The 17266-nt window shown below is 66.6% G+C and carries 23 protein-coding genes; 12 read left to right on the forward strand and 11 right to left on the reverse strand.

All coding sequences use genetic code 11. The annotated features are described in order from the left end of the window. The first annotated feature begins 304 nt into the window (after positions 1–304). From GA645_RS06175 to GA645_RS06195, 5 genes are all read left to right on the forward strand, one after another. Complete coding sequence (locus tag GA645_RS06175; RefSeq protein ID WP_152220920.1) at positions 305–694, forward strand: RidA family protein; 390 nt, start codon at positions 305–307, stop codon at positions 692–694. A 364-nt stretch (positions 695–1058) separates the two neighbouring features. Continuing rightward, the gene (locus tag GA645_RS06180) at positions 1059–1520 is read left to right on the forward strand and encodes a hypothetical protein (RefSeq protein WP_152220922.1); all 462 of its coding nucleotides are present in this window, start codon (positions 1059–1061) and stop codon (positions 1518–1520) included. 61 nt (positions 1521–1581) lie between these two features. Continuing rightward, positions 1582–2427 (forward strand): DUF692 domain-containing protein, encoded by an 846-nt coding sequence (locus GA645_RS06185; protein WP_152220923.1) that lies wholly within the window; start codon positions 1582–1584, stop codon positions 2425–2427. Continuing rightward, complete coding sequence (locus GA645_RS06190) at positions 2420–3193, forward strand: DUF2063 domain-containing protein (RefSeq protein ID WP_152220926.1); 774 nt, start codon at positions 2420–2422, stop codon at positions 3191–3193. The genes GA645_RS06185 and GA645_RS06190 overlap by 8 nt, the downstream gene beginning before the upstream one ends. Before the next feature lie 12 nt (positions 3194–3205). After that, the gene (locus GA645_RS06195; protein ID WP_152220928.1) at positions 3206–3628 is read left to right on the forward strand and encodes an organic hydroperoxide resistance protein; all 423 of its coding nucleotides are present in this window, start codon (positions 3206–3208) and stop codon (positions 3626–3628) included. 280 nt (positions 3629–3908) lie between these two features. Here GA645_RS06195 and GA645_RS06200 read toward each other — a convergent pair whose 3' ends face one another. The 5 genes from GA645_RS06200 to GA645_RS06220 form a co-directional block, all read right to left on the reverse strand. Beyond that, positions 3909–4247 carry a hypothetical protein gene (locus tag GA645_RS06200; protein WP_152220930.1) on the reverse strand — a complete coding sequence of 113 codons (339 nt, stop codon included), beginning with the start codon at positions 4245–4247 and terminating at the stop codon, positions 3909–3911. Positions 4248–4528: 281 nt separating this feature from the next. After that, the gene (locus GA645_RS06205) at positions 4529–5044 is read right to left on the reverse strand and encodes a DoxX family protein (protein WP_152220932.1); all 516 of its coding nucleotides are present in this window, start codon (positions 5042–5044) and stop codon (positions 4529–4531) included. 46 nt (positions 5045–5090) lie between these two features. After that, the gene (locus GA645_RS06210; RefSeq protein WP_152220934.1) at positions 5091–5738 is read right to left on the reverse strand and encodes a ferric reductase-like transmembrane domain-containing protein; all 648 of its coding nucleotides are present in this window, start codon (positions 5736–5738) and stop codon (positions 5091–5093) included. A gap of 139 nt (positions 5739–5877) precedes the next feature. Next, positions 5878–7188: an ATP-binding protein gene (locus GA645_RS06215; protein WP_152220936.1), complete on the reverse strand. Its 1311-nt coding sequence runs from the start codon at positions 7186–7188 to the stop codon at positions 5878–5880. Next, positions 7185–7925: a response regulator gene (locus GA645_RS06220; RefSeq protein ID WP_152220938.1), complete on the reverse strand. Its 741-nt coding sequence runs from the start codon at positions 7923–7925 to the stop codon at positions 7185–7187. The genes GA645_RS06215 and GA645_RS06220 overlap by 4 nt, the downstream gene beginning before the upstream one ends. Positions 7926–8149: 224 nt before the next feature. Between GA645_RS06220 and GA645_RS06225 the strand changes: the two genes are divergently transcribed. Together GA645_RS06225 and GA645_RS06230 are read left to right on the forward strand one after the other, a co-directional pair. Further along, positions 8150–8422 (forward strand): DUF2790 domain-containing protein, encoded by a 273-nt coding sequence (locus GA645_RS06225; protein ID WP_152220940.1) that lies wholly within the window; start codon positions 8150–8152, stop codon positions 8420–8422. A gap of 64 nt (positions 8423–8486) precedes the next feature. Beyond that, complete coding sequence (locus GA645_RS06230) at positions 8487–9707, forward strand: cytochrome c biogenesis protein DipZ (protein WP_152220942.1); 1221 nt, start codon at positions 8487–8489, stop codon at positions 9705–9707. A 38-nt stretch (positions 9708–9745) separates the two neighbouring features. Here GA645_RS06230 and GA645_RS06235 read toward each other — a convergent pair whose 3' ends face one another. The 4 genes from GA645_RS06235 to GA645_RS06250 all read right to left on the reverse strand — a co-directional run bounded on the left by GA645_RS06235 (position 9746) and on the right by GA645_RS06250 (position 11722). Further along, positions 9746–10069, reverse strand: a complete 324-nt coding sequence (locus GA645_RS06235; protein WP_152220944.1) for an addiction module antidote protein — start codon at positions 10067–10069, stop codon at positions 9746–9748. Then, positions 10066–10362, reverse strand: coding sequence for a type II toxin-antitoxin system RelE/ParE family toxin (locus GA645_RS06240; protein ID WP_152220946.1), 297 nt, complete (start codon positions 10360–10362; stop codon positions 10066–10068). Before GA645_RS06240 ends, GA645_RS06235 begins: the two co-directional genes overlap by 4 nt. Positions 10363–10506: 144 nt before the next feature. Next, entirely contained in the window at positions 10507–11148 is a 642-nt protein-coding gene (locus GA645_RS06245; protein ID WP_152220948.1) for a DUF1109 domain-containing protein, read from the reverse strand. Continuing rightward, positions 11135–11722, reverse strand: coding sequence for a sigma-70 family RNA polymerase sigma factor (locus GA645_RS06250; RefSeq protein WP_152220950.1), 588 nt, complete (start codon positions 11720–11722; stop codon positions 11135–11137). Before GA645_RS06250 ends, GA645_RS06245 begins: the two co-directional genes overlap by 14 nt. A gap of 232 nt (positions 11723–11954) precedes the next feature. On the opposite strand from GA645_RS06250, the gene GA645_RS06255 reads away from it, so the two are divergent. From GA645_RS06255 to GA645_RS06270, 4 genes are read left to right on the forward strand one after another with little or no spacing between them, the layout of a single operon-like run. Next, complete coding sequence (locus tag GA645_RS06255) at positions 11955–12239, forward strand: DUF2282 domain-containing protein (RefSeq protein WP_152220951.1); 285 nt, start codon at positions 11955–11957, stop codon at positions 12237–12239. Between the two features lie 34 nt (positions 12240–12273). Next, positions 12274–13089 carry a DUF692 domain-containing protein gene (locus tag GA645_RS06260; RefSeq protein WP_152227945.1) on the forward strand — a complete coding sequence of 272 codons (816 nt, stop codon included), beginning with the start codon at positions 12274–12276 and terminating at the stop codon, positions 13087–13089. After that, entirely contained in the window at positions 13086–13841 is a 756-nt protein-coding gene (locus tag GA645_RS06265; protein ID WP_152220953.1) for a DNA-binding domain-containing protein, read from the forward strand. Before GA645_RS06260 ends, GA645_RS06265 begins: the two co-directional genes overlap by 4 nt. 11 nt (positions 13842–13852) lie before the next feature. Then, positions 13853–14314: a DoxX family protein gene (locus tag GA645_RS06270; RefSeq protein ID WP_152220955.1), complete on the forward strand. Its 462-nt coding sequence runs from the start codon at positions 13853–13855 to the stop codon at positions 14312–14314. Between the two features lie 8 nt (positions 14315–14322). Here GA645_RS06270 and GA645_RS06275 read toward each other — a convergent pair whose 3' ends face one another. Then, on the reverse strand, positions 14323–14967 hold the full coding sequence (locus GA645_RS06275) for a DUF5074 domain-containing protein (RefSeq protein ID WP_152220957.1): 645 nt from the start codon (positions 14965–14967) through the stop codon (positions 14323–14325). 36 nt (positions 14968–15003) lie between these two features. Then, a complete protein-coding gene (locus GA645_RS06280; protein ID WP_152220959.1) occupies positions 15004–16224 on the reverse strand; it encodes a helix-turn-helix domain-containing protein in 1221 nt (406 codons plus the stop codon). Positions 16225–16329: 105 nt separating this feature from the next. On the opposite strand from GA645_RS06280, the gene GA645_RS06285 reads away from it, so the two are divergent. After that, complete coding sequence (locus GA645_RS06285) at positions 16330–17085, forward strand: DUF899 domain-containing protein (protein ID WP_152220960.1); 756 nt, start codon at positions 16330–16332, stop codon at positions 17083–17085. Positions 17086–17266: the final 181 nt, after the last annotated feature.

Genomic DNA, 17266 nt, shown 5'->3' on the forward strand with positions numbered 1-17266 from the left:
ACTTTCCCCTTGCCCGCTCCAGGCAGGAAAAAGCCGGCGTCATAATGCCGAAAGAGTGCCCTGTTTAAATAACGGAATATGAAAAGGTCTATGTCCTAAACTGTAATAATCCCTCTTTGAAGTTCGAGGGGAATATGGCCCGCTCATACGATGGATGTATTGACGAATGACAAACCGAAGGGAATAGGCGGCTGCGGTGAGTTGTCCGCCGGCGTGGCGGCGGGGGGCGGGATGAGGCTAAGCTGCGCGTCCCGGGCGGGCCGAACGTGCCCCGCTCATAGCCCCCGATAGCAGAGAGTTCCCCATGGCGCAGAATGACAGCCCCTTCTTCATTCCCGACGCGGATCCCGAATCCATTTCCTCCGACGTCGCCGGTTTCGGCGGCCTGCTGGTCTCCACGCAGATCCCCACCCTCGAAGACGGCAGCCTGGAGTTGGGCGACATCAAGGCCCAGAGCGAAGCCACCCTGCGCAGCCTGAAGGTTGCACTGGAGAAGGCCGGCAGTGGCCTGGACCACGTCCTGCACCTGACCATCTACCTCACCAGCATGGCTGACCGCGCCGCCTTCAACGAGGTGTACTGCAGCTTTTTCGGCAAGCCCTATCCGGTACGCGCCGCCGTTGGTGTGTCCGAGCTGGCCGTCGACGGAATGAAGGTGGAAGTCACCGCCATCGCCGCCAAGCGCGCGGGCTGATCCTGCCTTTACCGCCGTAAGAGCGGGCGATGCCCGCGAAGGGGCCGCTTAGCGGCCCTTTCTCTTTCCCCTGCGCACCCGCCACACCTCCGCTTCGCGGGCATGGCCTGCTCCTGCAGGTCTATTCCCGGCCCTGAGCCGTCCCGCCGAATGTATTCCTGTGTATCTGCCGCTCTCCAGGCGGATACAGACATACAAAAGCCTCCAGCCGCCGATACGCCAGCGATACATCGCCAAGGCGAAATAGCCCTACCCGAACGATGAACGCGACGGCAGGGCAAAACCTCCAGCGCTTCGTTCCAGGGATACCGCCATCAAGGCATGACCCGGCGCGTGAATGCGCCCAAGCATCTGGAGAAGCACCATGACCCGCACCTCGAAAACTCAACTGGGCCTGCTCGCTGTCGCCCTGGCCGGTGGCCTGAACCTGGCGTCCTCCGCCTTCGCCGTGGAAGCGCTGCCGCAGGGTTACCAACTGGCTTCCGCCGCCAAGGTCGGGGAAGGCAAGTGTGGCGAAGGCAAATGCGGTGCCAGCGGCGCCCAGGCCCAGGCCAAAGCCACCGGCGCCGAGGGCAAGTGTGGTGAAGGCAAGTGCGGCGATGCCTCCTTCGCCCGTACCGACGCGGACCACGATGGTCGCGTCTCCCGCGCCGAACTGCTGGCTGTGGCGCCCAATGCCGGTGCCGAGTTCGACGCCATCGACGCCAACCACGATGGCTACCTCTCCGAGGGCGAGGTCTACCAGTTCCGCAAGCACCAGTTCGACGCCAACGGCAAGCCGTTCCCGTCCGACCTCTACAGCAAGCTGAGCCAGGCCAGGAACTGATCGCCGCTGACATCCTCCCCGCGCCGCTGGCCGGGGAGGGCACTTCGCCAAGGAGACCGCCATGACCCCATTCCTTTCCCTGCAAGGTGCCGGCCTCGGCCTGCGACGCGCGCTGATGCCCGAACTGCTCACCATGGACACTGGCGCCGTGGACTTCCTCGAGTGCGCACCGGACAACTGGATCGGCGTCGGCGGTACCTACGGCGACGGCCTGGCCCGCCTGGCCGAACGCTTCCCACTGTCCTGCCACGGCCTGTCGCTGTCCCTGGGCGGCCCCGAGCCGCTGGACCACGTGTTCCTGCGCCAGACCCGCGAATTCCTCGACCGCCACCATGTGCCGCTGTTCAGCGAGCACCTGAGCTACTGCTCCGATGACGGTCACCTGTACGACCTGATCCCCATGCCCTTCACCGACGAAGCCGTGCGCCACATCGCCAGGCGCATCCGTGAAGTGCAGGACGCCCTGGGCCGCCGCATTGCGGTGGAGAACATTTCCTACTACGCCGCGCCCTACCAGGCGCTGAGCGAGATCGACTTCCTCCGCGCCGTGCTCGCCGAGGCCGACTGCGACCTGCTGCTGGACGTCAACAACCTCTTCGTCAACGCCTGCAACCACGGCTACGACGCCGCAGGCTTCCTCGCCCGTGTGCCCGCCGAGCGTGTCGTCTGCCTGCACGTCGCCGGCCACTACGACGAAGCACCGGACCTGAAGATCGACACCCATGGCGCCGCCGTGAAGGAAGACGTCTGGGGCCTGCTGGCCAGCGCCTACCAGCACCTGGGCAGAGTACCGACGCTGCTGGAGCGCGACTTCAACCTGCCGCCGCTGGCCGAACTGCTCGGTGAGGTGGGCTACATCCGTGGCCTGCAAAGCGCCGCGCAAGCGCTGGAGGTGCGTCATGGCTGAGACCCTGCGCGAACAGCAGCTGTGCATGACCCGATTCATCCGCGACCCGCAGGGCCACGAGCCGCCGCTGGGCATCGAGGCGCGGCGCCTGGCGGTGTACCGGCAGCTGTTCTTCGGCAACCTGCAATCGCTGCTGGCCGGCAACTTCCCGGCGTTGCGCGCCAGCCTGCCGGACGATCAGTGGCAGTCGCTCACCGAGGACTTCTACGCCCGTTACCGCTGTCGGACGCCGCTGTTCACCGAAGTGGCCGGCGAATTCGTCGAGTATCTGGAGGGTCGCGCCGAGCAGCCCGGCTGGGTCGCCGAACTGGCCCACTACGAGTGGGTCGAGATCGCGCTGTTGCTCAGTGACAAGGCCGAGCCGGCGCATGACCCGGACGGCGACCTGCTCGACGGCGTGCCCCTGCTGTCCAGCCTTGCCGTGCCGCTGGCCTATGTCTGGCCGGTCAGCCACATCGGCCCCGGCAACATCCCGATGGCGGCCCCGGCCGAACCTGCGCTGCTGCTGGCCCGCCGAGGCGCCGACCTGAGGGTGCATTTCTCGCGTCTCGCGCCGCTGGCCCATGCCCTGCTGGTGTCGCTGCAGCAGTGGCAGCTAACCGGCCGTGAACACCTCAAGGCGCTGGCGGAAATCGCCGGCATCGAACTGGCTGCCATCGAGCCCCAGGGCATCGCCCTGCTGCGCAGCCTCAAAGAGCAAGGCGTGGTGCTCGGCACCCGCCCCAACTGCACCACTCTCACCCGTCCACTTCTGGCACGACCCTGAAGGAGAAGCCTCATGACCAACGCCCTGGCAACCATTCTCTACACCGCCCAGACCCACACCACCGGCGGCCGCGACGGGCGCGGCCAGACCACCGACGGCTCGCTGGACCTGCCACTGAGCCCGCCCGGCTCCGGCCGCCACGGCACCAATCCGGAGCAGCTGTTCGCCATCGGCTGGTCCGCCTGCTTCATCGGCGCCCTGCGCCGGGCCGGGCAGAAGTACAACATCCGCCTGCCGGACGGGGTGGCGGTGGATGCCGAAGTGTCCCTGGGCAATACGGCCGACGGTGGCTTCGCCCTGGCCGCCCGGCTCATCGTGCACCTGCCCGGCCTGTCGACGGAAGACAAGGAGAGGCTGGTGGCCGAAGCTCACCAGATCTGCCCTTACTCCAAGGCGACTCGCGGGAACATCGAGGTGGGCTTCGTCATTCCCTGATCGCATTTATCCACAAGCAAGCCCGCACACCCTCACCGGTGCGCGGGCTTTTTGCGTTCCGCGTTTGGGGGTGTGCTCGTCTCCCTTGTAGGAGCGGGCCATGCCCGCGATCGCGGACAAAGTCCGCTCCTACAGTTTTCCCACTGCCGGGGATTTGGATCGAACCCGTAGGGCGAATAACGCCTCAGGCGTTATCCGCCATTCATTGCTCATTCGCAGCGAAGGCGCCCGTGGTTCCGTCTGACGAAGTACAGGTGACGGCACGATGGGGAACGTCGATTCAGTTGTATTTCTGGGCCGCCAGGGCTCTTTCCCGGCTGATGGGCTGGAGCAAGGGCTTCTGGCTCTCGATATGGATGTACAGAAAGTACCCGCCGTTGCTGTCGGATATCACGCGATGCACTTCAAAGAGCTTGTTGACCCGGCCTTTGGCGCCAGGGACCAGTTGCTCATGAAGAAGCTCGTATTCGTTGATGTGGTGCTGCCTGAGGGTGTCCAGGAATGCGCCCGCCTCACGCTCGCGCAGTTCGATCCTGGCGGACTTCTCAACCTCTATCAGCGCCTTGATGAAGAGACCGGCGCCGGCCACTGCAAGAAGCGTTTTCACCAGTAGGCTCATGGGTAACTTCCTTGTATTCGAGCGTGCCGATTGTGCATCAAGTCGGCGAAGGGGCGGCACCCAGTTCGTAGGGTGGTTGGAGCGCAGCGGTACCCATGCTTCCCATGCCAAAGGATTGATGAAACGCATCCGCCCCACCCGAGTACCTGGTAGGAGCGGGCCATGCCCGCGAATCGCGGACAAAGTCCGCTCCTACAGGTCTGCACCACCCCGCAGGCAAAGAAAAACGCCCTCTCCAATGGAAAGGGCGTTGCTCGGTAAGCAGACGAATCAGCAGCCGGTCATGCCGTGCGCGAAGTCCCCAGGAATCGCCGCACCAGACCATCCACACTGAACGCCCCCGCACCCTTCAACACCAGCGGGAGCAAGGCCACCAGATAGATCAACGGCAGCTTGTAGTTGCCGAATCCATGGTCGGTGATCGAGTACCCCTGGGCCAGTTCCGCCAGGCTCGACCACTGCGCCGGCCAGTGCACGGCGGCGATGGCGACGATGGTCACGACGATCAGCGAGGCCGAGGCGAAGCGGGTACCCAGTCCCAGCAACAGCAACACCGGCGCGATCAGCTCGGCCCACATCGACACTTGCCAGTCGAAGCCGGCGGAGAAGTGATTGAAGGGGAATGGGAAGTTGGCGTGGATCTGTTCGAACCAGTTGTCGCCGTGCCATTTCTCCAGGCCTGACTCGAGGAATTCCCAGGCCAGGAACAGCCGCAGGGGGATGTCCCAGCCCCAGGCGGCGAGGCGGTCGAGTTGGTCGAAGACGGCTTTGATCGGATTCAGGGTGAGCAGGGTCATGGTGCACCTCAGGGGAAAAGTTGAACGTTTGGGAGGAGAGGGCAGGTCAGCGGATTGCGCTCGGAACGGCGGCCGGACTCGCGTTACGACGCCGGCGTACGGCCAGCTTGGCGATGAGCTTGAAGGCGATGGCACTGAAGATCAGGCCGAAGCCCAGCGGGTACCAGGAGCCCAGCGGCAGGCGCTTGTAGAAGGACAGGAAGAACACCCCGGCGATCACCCAGGTGCCGGTGCTGTGCAGGCCCTTCCAGACGCGGGCACCGAGCAGCCTCACTGCGTAGGGAAAGGAGGTGATCGTCAGCAGGATGATGAACAGGTAACCGATCGAACCGGGGATATTCGCGGCGGTGCTGCGGCCGTGCCAGAAGGTCTCGGGGAAGAACTTCACGTAGAGGATGATCAGCACCGCGTGCACGGCGTGGGAGAAGGCGAAGGCCAGGCCCAGGAAGCGCCGCTCGCGCAGCAGGCTACGGGTGAGGTCACTGGGCACCAGGGCCGCCAGCGACGAAGCGAGGAAGGTGGCGAGGAACAGTGTGAAGGACGTACGCGCAGTGGTGCGGATCGCGCTGCGCAGGGCCTCCACCCATTGCGGCTGCGCCCACAGGGCCAGCGCGGTGACTATCAGCACCAGCAGCGAAAGCAGGGAGAACAGGCGCCAGCCATGCAGGCTGGCGGTTTCGGCGGGACGGTTCATGGCGGGCTCCGAAGTGGGAGCGCGGCGTGCGGGATGCCGCCGCGCTTCGTGGAGCCATGGTGTCAACGGGCTTTATCTGCGATGTGTCCGGTAAAGCCCGGCATGTATCGCTTTGTACATTCCTTTCACGAGCAAGGTGTCAGGCGGAGGGGCGCAGCTCCAGCTGCGCACACAGCCCGCCGGTGGGGCGGTTGGACAGGCTCAGCGTGCCGCCCAGCGCCTGGCTCAGCTGCTGGGCAATCGCCAGCCCAAGGCCGGTGCCGCCGGTGCTGCGGTTACGCGAGCTTTCCACCCGGTAGAAGGGTTTCACCACATCGGCCAGTTCTTCGTTGGGAATGCCCGGGCCGTTGTCCAGTACACGAACACACACGATGCCCTGGGTGTCGCGCTCGACTTCCACCTGCGCCGAACCGCCGAACTTCAGCGCGTTGTCCACCAGGTTGGTGAGTACCCGGCGCAGCGCGTGGGGGCGGGTTTCCAGCACGGCGTTGCTGTTGCCTTGCAGCTCCACGGCCTGACCGCTGTCCTGGTAATCGAGGACCAGGCTGTCGAGGAAGGCGTCGAGGTTGACCTTGACCGCCGCTTCGCTGGCGCCGTCCATGCTGCGTGCGTAGGCCACGCCTTCGCGGACCAGGTGCTGCATTTCTTCCAGGTCGCTCCACAGGCGTTCGCGCTCGGGCGAGTCATCCATCTGCTCGACGCGCAGTTTCATTCGCGTGATGGGGGTCTGCAGGTCGTGGGAGATGGCCGCTAGCAGTTGCATGCGCTCCTTGAGGTATGAACCGATGCGCCCTTGCAGCGCATTGAAGGCGCGGGCGGCGTAGGCGACCTCGCTGGGGCCATGCTCGTCCAGCTCTGGGGCTGGAGCGTCCGGGTCGAGGTGGTCCACTGCATGGGCCAGCTGGGTCAACGGGCGGATCGCCAGGCGCACAGCCAGCCAGGTGCAGAACAGCAGCAATGCCAGTTGCACCACCAGCACCCACGGCAGCCACTGCGCCACCGGCACGCCCCTGGGCGTCACGTCGATGGTCAGCGGGCTGCCGTCGGCCAGTTTCAGGTGCACCTGGAAGTGCGGGATGGCGCCGGGGATGTTCTCGAAGCGCAGCGCGTAACGCGGCCCGACGACATCGGCGATGGAGCTCGCGGCCATGGGTGCCTGCGCCATGTTCATCGGCTCGCCGGGCTGGCCATCGCTCAGCAGGTAGCGATAGTTGGGCCGCTGCACCATGGGCAGCCAGTGTTCGCGCTCCTCCGCCGGCAGGCGATCGAGCAGGGCAACGGCGGTGCTGACGTCGGTTTCCAGGTTGCCCAGCATCATGCTGCGCGCGCTCTGGTAGCGCTCGTAGAACTGCGAGCAGAACGACAGGCTGTAGGCGAACACCAGGCCGGCGAGGAAGATCAGCGCCAGGCGCGCGGCCAGCGTGCGTGGCCAGTGCAGGACGGATTTCATTCGTTCGGCTCGATCAGTTCGACGGCCAGCGCAAAGACGTAGCCCTCGCTGCGCACCGTCTTGATGTAGGCCGGCTCGCGGGCGTCATCCAGCAGGCGCTGGCGCAGGCGGCTGACCAGCAGGTCAATGGAGCGGTCGAAGATGTCCGCCTCGCGGCCCTGGGTCAGGTTCAGCAGCTGCTCGCGGCTGAGCACGCGCTGTGGGTGGTCGACGAACACGCGCAACAGGCGGTACTCGGCGCCGCTCAGGGCGACCAGGGTGCCGTCTTCGTCGAGCAGGTGGCGTGCGGTGGTGTCCAGCTTCCAGCGGCCGAAGCCGATCAGCCGGCTGGCTTCGCTGACCTGCAGGTTGGGCGGCAGCATGCGGGTGCGGCGCAGCACGGCGTTGATCCGCGCCAGCAGTTCGCGGGCGGAGAAGGGCTTGGTGAGGTAGTCGTCGGCGCCCATCTCCAGACCGACGATGCGGTCGGTTTCGTCGTTGCGCGCGGTGAGCATCAGCACCGGGGTGGACTTGTGCTTGCCCACGCGCAACTCACGGCACAGCTTCAGGCCGTCGTCGCCGGGCATCATGATGTCCAGCACGATCAGGTCCACGCTATTGCCGTCGAGGAAGGCGCGCATCTGCCGGCCGTCCGCAGCCAGGCTTACGCGAAGGCCGTTCTTCTTCAGGTAGTTGCCGACCAGCTCGCGGATCTCGCGGTCGTCATCGACGATGAGTACGTGATCGACATGGTCCATGCCGGTTCCTCGTTCGTAGTGGGTTGAGCGCAGTGTATAGCGGCGTTCCGCGCTTGCCCCGTGGGCTTTGTATTCCACTGTATCTCGCGCCGCCGCCGATACCCGACGCGGCAATCCTGCGCCGTGGGCGACACAAGCCCGATACCTCCGGCCACTGAAATGGGCAGCAACGGCAAGGCGAACCGCCTCCTGCCGGCAACCCCATCACAGGTCAGGAGATCACCATGAAAGCCTTTCACCTCGGCAGCGCCTGTCTGCTGGCAACCCTCGCTGCGTTCGCCAGCCTTGGCGCCCAGGCCGCCGATGCTCCGCCGGTCGAGCAGTATCACTATGGCCAGAAACTGGACGTGAAGCAGGTCATCGCCATTCTCGAGGACAGCGGCTCGCCGTTCGACTGCGGGATCGTCAATGCCCGCATGGATTACCTGGACTCCCACGGTCAGGCGCACAGCCTGGCCTATCGCAAGTTCGCCACCCAATGCAACGACGGCGGCTGATTTCCCCTGGCTCCGGCCAGGGACGGCCGAGGCGTTTATCCGACCCAAGTTCCACGAGGTGCCTATGTTGCTCATCGCCTTTCTCGGCGGGGCGCTGACGTTGCTCAGCCCCTGCATCCTCCCCGTACTCCCGTTGCTGCTGCAACGCGCCGGCGGCCCTGCGTGGTCACCCTGGGTCACGCTGCTGGGGCTGGCCAGCGGCTTCGCCGTGCTGGCGAGCCTGGCCGCCGTCTCCAGCAATTGGGTGATCGCCGCCAGCCAGTGGGGACGTTATTTCGCCCTCGCGCTGCTGGCGGTCTCCGCGTTGGCGCTGCTCTGGCCGCGTTTCAGCGATGCCCTGGCCAAGCCCTGGGCCTGGCTCGGTGACCGACTGCACGGTGAAGCCCGGCGACTGCCGCCGGGGTTTTCCGCCTATCTGCTCGGTTTCGCCGCCGGCCTGCTGTGGGCACCCTGCGCGGGACCGGTGCTTGGGCTGATTCTCTCCGGCGCGATGCTCCAGGGTCCGAGCGCACAGACCAGCCTGCTGCTGTTCGCCTACGGCCTGGGCAGCGCTACCGTGCTAGGCCTGGTGCTCTTCGCCGGGCGCCGCCTGATGCAGCACCTGCGCCCAAGGCTGGTCGTGTTCGAAGGCCTGCGCCGCGCCACCGGCGTGCTCGCCTTGCTGGCCGTGGCCGGCATTGCGAGCGGCGCCAGCGCGCAGCTCGCGTCGGGCAGTTCGTCCACCCTGGTGAACAGCCTGGAGCGCAAGGTCATCGACGGCGTGCCCGCGCTGCTCGCCAAGCTTGTGCCCGGTAGTACTGCCCTTGGCGCCGAGCGTCTGCCGGACCTCGGTTCCGCCCCGGAACTCAAGGGCGCGGTGGAATGGATCAACAGCCCCGAACTGAAGACGCAGGACCTGCGCGGCAAGGTGGTGCTGATCGACTTCTGGACCTACGACTGCATCAACTGCCAGCACAGCCTGCCATACGTGAATGCCTGGGCCAGGAAATATGCGGGCCAGGGCCTGCTGGTGATCGGCGTGCATACCCCGGAATACCCCTACGAGCGCATTCCGGCAAATGTCCGCGCCGCCGTGAAGAAGCACGACATCCATTACCCGGTGGCGTTGGATAACCAGTACCGCATCTGGAACGCCTTCGCTAACCAGTACTGGCCGGCGCATTACTTCATCGATGCCAAGGGGCGGATTCGCCACCTGGCGATCGGGGAGGGTGGTTATGGGGAGCAGGAGGAGGTGATCAAGGCGTTGTTGAAGGAGCGGGACGGCGCTTCCGCTGGCGCTTGAAACGAAGAGGGACAGATAGCGCATCTGCCCCCTTTTTGTCAGTCGCTGGACGGCAGGTTTCCATATGATTTCCCAGCTGCCAGTGGTTTGGCCTGAAGCTCCACACCCAGTGCGCGCATGACTTTCATCACCGTTTCGAAGCGTGGCTTGGCACCCGGTGCGAAGACCTTGTACAGGCTTTCCCGCCCCAGCCCCGAGTCGTTGGCGATCTTGGTCATGCCGCGCGCCTTGGCGATATTGCCGATGGCTACCAGCAGCTCGTCCGAATCACCGTCGGCCAGCACCTGGGACAGGTATTCAGCGATCACTTCCTCATTGTCGAGGTAAGCGCTGGTATCGAATTCGCGTAATTCGAGGGTCATTCAATCTCTCCCGCCAGCTGCTGCGCCAGCTTGATATCGCGCTGCTGGGATGACTTGTCTCCACCGCACAGCAGCACGATCACCACATTGCCACGACGCGTGAAATACACGCGATAGCCGGGGCCGATATCCAGTCGCAGTTCCGAGACGCCAACGCCGACTGATCTGGCGTCGCCAAGATTGCCGCTCCTGATCCGCTCCATGCGACGCAGGATGGCCACCTTGCTCTGGACGTCGCGCAGTCCCGCGAGCCAGCGGCCGAAAATGTCGGTTTGCTTGATCAGGTAGGTCATGTTGCGACTGTATCCATGAGGATACAGGTAGGCAACGGATTGCGCATCTGAAAGATGACAACGTGACGTGCAAATGGCTGATGCTGCCGTAGGCCCGGTCTGACGAGGCAAACCTCGCCTTAGGTGATCAGAAGGGTACTGCCCTCACCACCGCAACAACCTCGGCCCCAGCAACACCCCCAGCACCGTGGGCACAAGCATCCCCAGCAGGTACCAGACCCCCCAGAATGGCACGCCCATTTCCGGGCAGTGCAGGCAGTAGGCGAGGGTGGCGGTGGCTCCGGCGAGCAGGCCACCGGCGGCGCCGGCCTGGCGCAGGCGGGTAGGGGCGAGGCCGCGCAGGGCCCAGAAGATGGCGAGGAAGGCCGGCACCGAGAGCAGGGTGATATTCAGCGCGCAGGTGCGCCAGGTACGGCCGAGGATCAGGTCGGCACGAGCTTCCTGCGGGGCGCCGGCGAGGGTGACGGCCGCGCCCAGCCAGACCAGCAGCAGCGGCAGGATGAGCAGCGTCCAGGCGGCGCCACCGCGCACGCCCGGCCGGGCCAGGCGTGCGTTGAGCCAGAGGGCGAGCAGGGCCAGGCTGCCAGGTAGCGCGACCTTGGCCCAGAAGATCGGGGTGACCGCCACCTCGGCGAGGTCGGCGCGCACGCCGTACAGCGTCGTCGTCAGCAGCAGCGCGCCGAGGGCTCCGCCGAGCAGCGCCACGCCCAGGCGGCGCGCCAGGGCGTGGCGCTCGACGGGGCCTTCGCCGCTGGCGAGCAGGTCGATCAGTTCATGGGTGTTCATCGTTACCCTTACCTCGAATCATGCTGGCCAGCGCCTTCAGGCCTCGGTGGATGCCAACCTTGACCGCCGAACTGGACAGCCCGGTGAGGTGCGCGGTTTCTTCCACCGACAGCCCCTCCAGCTTCACGTGGACGATCGGCAGGCGCTGGCGTTCGGGCAGGTGCTGGAGCAGCTTGCCCAGGTCGCGGCTGGCCTGCGCGGGTTCCTCATCACCCTCGGCGAACAGGTCGCCGTCTTCGTCCAGCGGGTCATGCAGCGCATCGCGACGGGCGAATGCGCGGAAGTGGTCGGCCAGCTTGTAGCGGGCGATCGCCTGTACCCAGGCGGTCAGCGGCTGGTCGGCGTGGTAGGTGTGACGGGCGTTGTGCACCGCCAGCAGGACCTCCTGCAGCAGGTCCTCGATTTCACTGGGCCGGCGTTCCAGCCGGCGCCGCAGGAAGCCACGCACATGGAGCGCCAACGCCGCGAGGAATTCGCGATAGGCCGCCGCGTCACCCGCCATGCCGCGCAGCAGCAGGGCCTGCAACTGCGCTTCGCGTGCGCTCAACTCGTCCTCTCGGGTAGTTCGTTGCATCGGCCGCCTGGGTTACATCCGTGAGGAAATTTTCTATGGCAGATCGCCCCGTGGTCAGTCACGGAGCGCCGCGTGGGCGTGAAAAGCGACAGCACTTCATTACGTTAGCGGGGGCGATGGAAAAATCTCAAAAAAATTTTCGGGTGCCTGTAACCGCCTGCCCGCAGCACACGAATTACTCCACGAGCCCGGCAGATCGCCGCGGCCTTCCAACCCTTGTGGAGACGACACCATGAAAAGCCTCACTCTCGCCACCGCCGCCCTTGCTCTCGCCTCCCTGGCCGGCGTAGCCCTGGCGGATGACACGAAAGCTCCGGCCGGCGGCGCGGCCATGGAGAAGTGCTACGGCGTGGCCATGGCCGGCAAGAACGACTGCAAGGCCGGCGCCGGCACCACCTGTGCGGGCAGCGCCAAGATGGACTACGACGGCCTGCACTGGAAGAACGTCCCGGCCGGTACCTGCACCACGATCAAGACCCCTCACGGCATGGGTTCGCTGACCCCGATGAAGTCCTGACAAGGAGGCGCCGATCATGACTCTGTGCAACCGAATGGGCGCCGGGCTGGGGCTGAAGGCCGAGCATTATGGCGAGGCCTGGGCGTGCGACGCCGACGGCCTGTGGTTCGAGGTCCATCCGGAGAACTACATGGTCGGCGGTCCTCGCCGCGCCTGGCTGGAGCGGATGGCCGAGCGCCACCCGCTCTCGCTGCATGGCGTGTCGCTGTCGCTGGCGGCGGACGCCCCGCCGGATGCGGACCACCTGCAACGCCTGCGTGCGCTGGTGGACCTCGTCGATCCGGCGCTGGTCTCCGAGCACCTGGCCTGGTCCGCCTGGCGCGGCCAGTACCACCCGGACTTGCTGCCGTTCCCGCGCACGGACGAAGCGCTGAAACGCATCGCCGACAATATCCAGCGCACCCAGGATGCGCTCGGCCGGCGTATCGCCGTCGAGAACCCGAGCCACTACCTGCGCCTGGAAGGCCATGACTGGGACGAGATCGACTTCCTCGCCGAGCTGGTGCGACGCACCGGCTGCGCGCTGCTGATGGACGTCAACAACGTCCACGTCAGCGGCCACAACCTTGGCTACAGCGCCGACGCCTACCTCGAGCGGGTGCCCGCCGAGGCCATCGCCGAGATTCACCTCGCCGGTTACAGCCACGATGCCGGCGGCGAACTGCTCATCGACTCCCATGACGCCGCCATTGCCGAACCGGTCTGGGCGCTCTACCAGCGCCTGGTCCAGCGCATCGGGCCACGGCCGACGCTGATCGAGCGGGACGACCATATCCCGGCGTTCGGCGAACTGCTGGCCGAGCGCGAGATCGCCCAGGCCACGCTGAATCTCGCAGGAGGTTGCCCATGAAACGCTCCCTCGGCCAGTTCCAGGACGCCTTCATCGACGCCCTCTACCAGCGCCCGGCCCCCGAGCTGGACGCGCTGACGTCACAGGCGGCCTTCGCCGTCTACCGCAATACCGTGCTCAAGGGCTGCGTCGATGCCCTCTGCGACAACTACCCCAGCGTCGAGCGCCTGGTGGGTACGCCGTGGATGCGCGCCGCCGCAGCCGAATACGCCTGGCGTTCGCCACCGACCGATGCGCGGATGGTGCGTTACGGCGCGGCGTTCCCGGCCTTTCTCGCGGACCTGGAAAGCGTCCGCGAGCTGCCGTACCTGGCTGACGTGGCGCGGCTGGATCGCGACTGGCTGGAGGTGTTCTGCGCCGCCGCCGAGCCGAGCCTGGAGCTGACCTCGCTGATGGGCATGACCGCCAGCGACCTCGGCGCACTGAACCTGCGACCCTGCCGTGCGGTGCGCTGGCGCTGGTTCGAGACGCAACCGGTGTACAGCCTCTGGCATTGCAGCCGCGAAGGCCTGGACTGGCCGGAGGAGCTGCCGTGGATCGGCGAAGGCGCGCTGCTGGTCGCCGGCCCCGAGGGTGTCGTCGGATTGCCGCTGGAGAAGGGCGGTTGCGCTTTTCTCGATGCCTGCGCCGCCGGCCACAGCCTGGACCACGCCTCGGCTCTGGCGCTGCAGGAACAGCCCGACCTCGATTTCACCGACCTGCTCGGCCGCCTGTTGCGGGCCCGCGTCTTCCGTCCCCTGTGCCTCGCTTGAAGGAGCCCGCCATGGATATTGCCCATCCCACTTCCCTGTCACCGCGCCGGCTCTGGAACCAGCTGGCCGACGGCCTGCAGCGCTGCCTTAGCGAATCCTTCCTGTGCCTGGTGGCGCGGCTGGGGATCGCCGCGGTGTTCTTCATGTCCGGGCGGACCAAGGTCGAGGGCCTCCTGACCATCACCCCGAGCACCTACGACCTGTTCCAGACCGAGTACGCGCTGCCGTTGATCTCGCCCTACCTCGCGGCGCACCTGGCGACCTACGCCGAACACCTGTTCCCGATCCTGCTGGTGCTCGGCCTGTTCACCCGTCTCTCGGCGCTGGCGCTGCTGGGCATGACCACGGTGATCGAGGTCTTCGTCTACCCGGACGCCTGGCCCACGCACCTGTCATGGGCCGGCCTCCTGCTGTTGCTGATCGCTCGCGGGGCGGGGGGCTGGTCGCTGGACCGACTGCTGCGCCTGCATTGATCCTGCTGTCAGGCTGTGCGCCGGGTGGGCCTGCGCACGGCACGCAGCTTGCCGCTGCCGCCACCGCCGCAGAAAAAGCGCTCGCCACCGTCGGATTCCAGCCCGGAGACGCCAATGCCGGCGGGCATCTCCACGCTCTCCAGCACTTCGCCGGTGCCGGGGTCGATGCGCCGGATGTCGCTGTGCTCGTTCTCCCAGGTGCCATGCCAGAGCTCGCCGTCGACCCAGGACACCCCGGTGACGAAGCTGTTGGACTCCAGCGTGCGCAGCACCTTCCCGCTGTCCGGGTCGATCTGGTGGATCTTCCGCTCGCGGTACTGCCCGACCCAGAGCGTGCCTTCGGCCCAGGCCAGCCCCGAGTCCGCGCCGTTGCCGGGGGCCGGGATGCTGGCCAGCACTTCGCCGGTCGCCAGATCGATCTTCTGGATGCGCGCGTCGGCGATCTGGTAAAGGTGCCGGCCATCGAAGGCCGTGCCGGCGTCTCCGGGGACGTTCAGGGTGCGCACGGTTTCGCCGCTGTCCGGGTCGAGGGCGAGCAGCCGCTCACCGACGGCAAGCCACACGCGCTCGCCGTCGAAGGTGACGCCGTGTACCGCGTCGACCCCGGGGAAGGGGCCGAATTCGCCGAGGATTTCGGCATTGGTGCGTTTCATGGGGCAGTCCTCGTCTGAAGTGATCGAGACTCCAGCCTAGTTTCCCGACCAGGGTGTGGGGAGTAACAAGGTCGTCGCGAAACCCGGCACCGTGGGCGCGGTCCAGCGCCGTGCGCGGCCCTGGCCGAAGGACTGCACCTTGCCGTTCTCGGCCAGCGTATCGAGTGCGCGCTGCACGGTGCGCTGGCTGGCACCCAGCGCCAGGGCCAGCGCCGAACTCGACCAGGCCTCGCCATCGGCCAGGCACGCCAGCACCCCTGCGTGGCGCTCATCCAGCGGCCGGGCCAGCACCCGTACTTCCCGCGTGGCCAGCGGCGCCAGGGTGAAGCCACGGGGCGTGGCCTTGACCTCGGCCAGCGCGACGAGCGCCTTGCGCAACCGGCCGATCTCCACCCGCAGGCGGGCGCGGTGGGTTTCGTCCGGCGAGTGGGTGCGGAAGGCGCGGGCGATCAGCGTATTGCGCGGCACATCGGCGGGCCAGCTTTCGGCGAGCACCTGGGCCAGGCAGAACAGTACCGGCCGGCGCGCCAGCGAAATCGCCGCCTCGCCCCGGCATACCGCGTAGCGGCAGGCATCCACCAGCAGTGCATCGGAGCCGCGCAAGCGCTCGACCTCATCGAGCCGTAGCGGTCGCGCGTCGCTGCCGTCGATCAGTCGGGCGGCGGGGGCGTCGAGCATCGCCGTGGCCCGCTCGACCTCCGCCAGCAGCGCGGGAATACCGGCCCGCTGTGCATGGAGCAGGGCATGGGACAGGGCGTCACGAGCTGTCGCACTCTGCACGCGGCGCAGCGCGATGCCGGCGGTGATCAGCGCGTGGGTCGTGCCCAGGGCGGGGGGCAGGGTAGCGGGATCGAGTTCCGCCAGTTGCCGCTCGGCATCGTCGACACGGCCGATCAGCAGCAGGCGGCGGATTTCCAGGTAACTGGCGTGGGCGGCGTTCACCCGGTCGCCGTGGGTCTCCAGCGTCATTCGTGCGGCGGCCAGCGCGCGGGGCTGCCAGCCAAGATCACGGCTGGCGAGCGCCACTTCCGCTTCGGCGACGATGCAGCGGGCGCGCGACATCGCCTCCCGTGGCCCGAAGGCGCGGGCCGCCCGGCGCAGCAAAAGGCGGGCGCGGGAGAGGTCGCCGAGCTGCGCCATGGCGATGCCGCGCAAGGCCAGCGCCGACGGATCGTCGCGCAGGGCGATGCGGTTCAGCGCCGCCAGCGGATCACCCGCCGCCAGCGCCCGCGCGGCAGCCGTTACCAGTGAGTCCATCGCAATCCCGCCACATTTGTCACTCCCGCCATGCCTGGCCCCGAGCCTAGCCTATCCCTCGCCCACTGACCGATTTGTCGCCACCGGCGACCGGAGGATTTCCCCATGGCCACGCACCCCCTCGCCACCCGTGAACAATGGCTGGCGGCACGCCTGGAACTGCTCGACGCGGAAAAGGCCCTGACCCGCCAAAGCGACGAACTCGCCCGCCGGCGCCAGGCGCTGCCCTGGGTCAAGGTCGACAAGGCCTACCGCTTCGACACGGCGGACGGCCCTTCCACCCTGGCCGACCTGTTCCAGGGGCGTTCGCAACTGCTGGTCTACCACTTCATGTTCGGCCCCGACTACAGCGCCGGCTGCCCCTCCTGCTCGGCCATCGTCGACGGCTTCGACGGCAGCGTCGTGCACCTGGCCCATCATGACGTGACCCTTTGCGCGGTTTCCCGCGCACCGCTGGAGAAGCTGCAGGTCTACCAGCGACGCATGGGCTGGCGCTTCCCCTGGGTCTCCTCGAAGGGCAGCGACTTCAACTTCGACTTCAACGTCGCCTTCACCCAGGAACAGCAGCGCGCCGGCACCATCGACTACAACTACGGCCGCCGCGAGCCGGCCCTCGACGTCTCACGCATCCCTGAAACCATGACCCGCTTCGCCGCCCGCTGCGGCACCGACGCTCCGACCTTCGCCCGCGAGCGGCCGGGCCTGAGCACCTTCATCCGCGAGGACGGTGTCATCTACCACTGCTACTCCACCTATGCGCGCGGGCTGGATGCGCTGTGGAGCATGTACACCTGGCTGGACCGGGCGCCGCTTGGGCGCAACGAGCACGGCCTCTGGTGGCGGCGGCATGATGAATATTGAATGTGGTGGGGGATAAAAGCACAAAACCCCGAGAGCGCGGTGCTTTCGGGGACTTTGGGGGCTGGAGTGTGTGGAGGAAATTCATTGCCTGCGGCACACGCTTCAGGTCGAGCCCACAAGTATGGTTAAGAGCTTGAGAGCTTTGGGGTAATGGGACAGTGTCTGATGTCGGTCAGAAGGT

The sequence above is a fragment of the Pseudomonas sp. SCB32 genome (assembly GCF_009189165.1).
Classification (GTDB): Bacteria; Pseudomonadota; Gammaproteobacteria; order Pseudomonadales; family Pseudomonadaceae; genus Pseudomonas.

Coding starts and splice junctions, on each gene's coding strand:
- GA645_RS06210 (WP_152220934.1), bottom strand. CDS start 5,738: ATGAACCGTCCCGCCGAAACCGCCAGCCTGCATGGCTGGCGCCTGTTC.
- GA645_RS06260 (WP_152227945.1), top strand. CDS start 12,274: ATGGGCGCCGGGCTGGGGCTGAAGGCCGAGCATTATGGCGAGGCCTGG.
- GA645_RS06225 (WP_152220940.1), top strand. CDS start 8,150: ATGAAAGCCTTTCACCTCGGCAGCGCCTGTCTGCTGGCAACCCTCGCT.
- GA645_RS06215 (WP_152220936.1), bottom strand. CDS start 7,188: ATGAAATCCGTCCTGCACTGGCCACGCACGCTGGCCGCGCGCCTGGCG.
- GA645_RS06190 (WP_152220926.1), top strand. CDS start 2,420: ATGGCTGAGACCCTGCGCGAACAGCAGCTGTGCATGACCCGATTCATC.
- GA645_RS06245 (WP_152220948.1), bottom strand. CDS start 11,148: ATGAACACCCATGAACTGATCGACCTGCTCGCCAGCGGCGAAGGCCCC.
- GA645_RS06185 (WP_152220923.1), top strand. CDS start 1,582: ATGACCCCATTCCTTTCCCTGCAAGGTGCCGGCCTCGGCCTGCGACGC.
- GA645_RS06265 (WP_152220953.1), top strand. CDS start 13,086: ATGAAACGCTCCCTCGGCCAGTTCCAGGACGCCTTCATCGACGCCCTC.
- GA645_RS06280 (WP_152220959.1), bottom strand. CDS start 16,224: ATGGACTCACTGGTAACGGCTGCCGCGCGGGCGCTGGCGGCGGGTGAT.
- GA645_RS06230 (WP_152220942.1), top strand. CDS start 8,487: ATGTTGCTCATCGCCTTTCTCGGCGGGGCGCTGACGTTGCTCAGCCCC.
- GA645_RS06180 (WP_152220922.1), top strand. CDS start 1,059: ATGACCCGCACCTCGAAAACTCAACTGGGCCTGCTCGCTGTCGCCCTG.
- GA645_RS06200 (WP_152220930.1), bottom strand. CDS start 4,247: ATGAGCCTACTGGTGAAAACGCTTCTTGCAGTGGCCGGCGCCGGTCTC.
- GA645_RS06175 (WP_152220920.1), top strand. CDS start 305: ATGGCGCAGAATGACAGCCCCTTCTTCATTCCCGACGCGGATCCCGAA.
- GA645_RS06270 (WP_152220955.1), top strand. CDS start 13,853: ATGGATATTGCCCATCCCACTTCCCTGTCACCGCGCCGGCTCTGGAAC.
- GA645_RS06285 (WP_152220960.1), top strand. CDS start 16,330: ATGGCCACGCACCCCCTCGCCACCCGTGAACAATGGCTGGCGGCACGC.
- GA645_RS06235 (WP_152220944.1), bottom strand. CDS start 10,069: ATGACCCTCGAATTACGCGAATTCGATACCAGCGCTTACCTCGACAAT.
- GA645_RS06195 (WP_152220928.1), top strand. CDS start 3,206: ATGACCAACGCCCTGGCAACCATTCTCTACACCGCCCAGACCCACACC.
- GA645_RS06240 (WP_152220946.1), bottom strand. CDS start 10,362: ATGACCTACCTGATCAAGCAAACCGACATTTTCGGCCGCTGGCTCGCG.
- GA645_RS06220 (WP_152220938.1), bottom strand. CDS start 7,925: ATGGACCATGTCGATCACGTACTCATCGTCGATGACGACCGCGAGATC.
- GA645_RS06255 (WP_152220951.1), top strand. CDS start 11,955: ATGAAAAGCCTCACTCTCGCCACCGCCGCCCTTGCTCTCGCCTCCCTG.
- GA645_RS06275 (WP_152220957.1), bottom strand. CDS start 14,967: ATGAAACGCACCAATGCCGAAATCCTCGGCGAATTCGGCCCCTTCCCC.
- GA645_RS06205 (WP_152220932.1), bottom strand. CDS start 5,044: ATGACCCTGCTCACCCTGAATCCGATCAAAGCCGTCTTCGACCAACTC.
- GA645_RS06250 (WP_152220950.1), bottom strand. CDS start 11,722: ATGCAACGAACTACCCGAGAGGACGAGTTGAGCGCACGCGAAGCGCAG.